Source organism: Saccharopolyspora sp., assembly GCF_017434145.1.
GTDB lineage: Bacteria > Actinomycetota > Actinomycetes > Mycobacteriales > Pseudonocardiaceae > Saccharopolyspora_C > Saccharopolyspora_C galaxeae.
The window spans coordinates 1-2,337 of sequence record NZ_JAFRFW010000412.1 but is presented as its reverse complement, the minus strand read 5'-3'; the positions used below and the strand labels follow the sequence as shown (position 1 = coordinate 2,337).

The window sequence follows — 2,337 nt, the reverse complement described above, 5'->3', positions numbered from 1 at the left end:
CCACGACGCTCCGCCCGCTTCGCGCACGGTCAAACGGGTGCTCGCGATCGCGCTCGTGCCCTTCGCGCTCGCCGCGATCATCGGCGCCGTCGTGCTGTTCCCCTTCGGGCACCAGCAGCGCACCGGCTCCGACCTGGGCCTCGGCGAATACCCGGTGAACGCCGAGGTGGTCTCGGCAGGCGCGAGCGGATGCAGCGCGGGTGATCAAGGCGGCGGCTGCGTGCGGCTGCGGGTCAAGATGCAGGACGGCCCGATGCCCGGCCGCGTCATCGAACAGACCATGCCGACCGACCCGGGCACACCGCGGTTCGCCGTCGGCGACGCGGTGGTGCTCTCCTACGCCGGTGCGAGTCCCGAGGACGAGTCGTCCTACCAGGTCGTCGACTTCCAGCGCGGCAGCCCGCTGCTGGTGCTCGCGGGCGTGTTCGCCGCGGCGGTGCTGGTGCTCGGACGTTGGCAGGGGCTCGCCGCGCTGGGCGCGCTGGCGTTGAGCTTTGTGGTGCTGGTCGGTTTCGTGCTCCCGGCGATCCTGGCCGGGCAGGACCCGCTGCTGGTCGCGGTGGTCGGCGCCGGGCTGATCATGTTCGTGGTGCTGTACCTGACGCACGGGTTCTCCGCGCGGACCTCCACCGCGGTGCTGGGGACGCTGGTGAGCCTGGCGCTGATCGGCGGACTCAGCGCCCTGTTCTCCGCGACCACGAGGCTGACCGGGCTGGACGAGAACACCTCGAGCCTCATCGGCGCGCTCGGCGCCCCGATCGACGCGCGCGGACTGCTGCTGGCGGGCATCGTGATCGGCGCGCTCGGCGTGCTCGACGACGTGACCGTCACGCAGACCAGTGCCGTCTACGAGTTGCGGCGGGCGAATCCGGCGATGGGCTGGCGCAGCCTGTACACCGCAGGACTGCGCATCGGCCGCGATCACGTGGCCTCCGCGGTGAACACGCTCGTGCTCGCTTACGCGGGTGCGTCGCTGCCGCTGCTGCTGGCGTATTCGCTGTCCGGGCGCAGCTTCGCCGAGATCGTGAGTTCGCAGGCGGTGGCGCAGGAAGTGGTGCGCACACTGGTCGGCAGCATCGGCCTGATCGCGGCGGTGCCGATCACCACGTTGATCGCGGCGCTGGTCGCCGCGCACGAACCCGGCGCGCCCACGACGGCCCGTGCCGCCGACCGGGTCGGCGAGGCGGCCTCGACCGGCGCCACCCGCACAACGCGCCGCCCAGCCCGAGCGGACGAACCGCTGGACCACCGAGATTCCGTCCACTCAAGACACACGCGCGCTGCCGAGAATCCCGCACGTCGCCCAACAGAGCCAAGATCTCCGGAGTGAACGGCCTGCTCGCCCAATCTAGTGGGACCAGCGGTCCGTTCACTCCGTTCGGAACCGGTTCCTCGCGCGGGTGCGCGCGCGTGTCGGCGCGGGCGAAGACGGTCAGTCGAGGGTCGTAACGAAGCGGGCCACGGCGTCGGGATGCAACTTCTGCGCCATCCGGCCCTGCGGCGCCATCGACGCGAGCCGGTACAGCGGCCGGTTCGCGGCACCGTCTCCGCGCGCCTCCGACCGCAACTGCGCCACGAGCAGCTCCGAGAGCACCAGCGCATGCGCCTCCCCGATCGCCGCCAACGTGTCGGCGATGCGCCGCAGCGCGTACACGCCGAGCTCGCGCCCGCCGGTCCCCGCGTACATCGCCAACGCGACCGTGATCGCCTTGTCGTTCGGCGGTCCGCTCGCCAACAGGCTCACGGTCCGCATCCCGCGCATGTCGGTGACGACCACGTCCAGCCGTTTCGCCGCGTGCAGATCCACCACCCGGGTGCCGATGGCCCGCATCGACACCCGGCTGCCGCTCATCCAGGCGGTCTTGCGGGACTCGCTGAAGGCCAGCAGCAGCAACGGGACCGCGACGACCACCACGGCGATCCCGAACCCGGCCGGACCGGCGAGCAACCCGACGATGCCGCCGAACGCCGCGGCCACCACAAGCGCGGCGATGCAGACGTTGCGGGTGCGCTTGCGGATCGTCGCCCGGTCCAGCAGGTCCAGCTCCACGTGATCCGCGGCCGCGGCCTCGCTCATCGCGAGTTCCCGACGGCGGCGGCGACCTCGCTGTCCGCATCGTCCAGCGCGACCGCCCGCTGTTCACCCGTGCTGAGGTCCTTGAGCTGCGCGGACCCGGCTTCCAGATCCCGCTCGCCGAGCACCAGCGCGAACCGCGCCCCGGACCGGTCGGCCGCCTTCATCGCGCCCTTGAGCCCCTTGCCGCCGTAGGCGAGATCGACCCGGATCCCAGCGGCCCGGAGCCCGCCCGCCATTATGGCTCTACCGCCGGCAGCATG

3 protein-coding genes are annotated in these 2,337 nt (G+C 72.0%); 1 reads left to right on the top strand and 2 read right to left on the bottom strand.

The annotated features are described in order from the left end of the window. On the top strand, positions 1-1,330 hold a 1,330-nt coding region (locus IJH84_RS11230), incomplete at its 5' end, for a YibE/F family protein (protein ID WP_295143679.1). Between the two features lie 102 nt (positions 1,331-1,432). Here IJH84_RS11230 and IJH84_RS11225 read toward each other — a convergent pair. After that, positions 1,433-2,077 carry a hypothetical protein gene (locus tag IJH84_RS11225; protein WP_200069831.1) on the bottom strand — a complete coding sequence of 215 codons (645 nt, stop codon included), beginning with the start codon at positions 2,075-2,077 and terminating at the stop codon, positions 1,433-1,435. Continuing rightward, a partial coding sequence (locus IJH84_RS11220; protein ID WP_295143675.1) for a His/Gly/Thr/Pro-type tRNA ligase C-terminal domain-containing protein occupies positions 2,074-2,337 on the bottom strand: 264 nt, incomplete at its 5' end. The genes IJH84_RS11225 and IJH84_RS11220, both read right to left, overlap by 4 nt.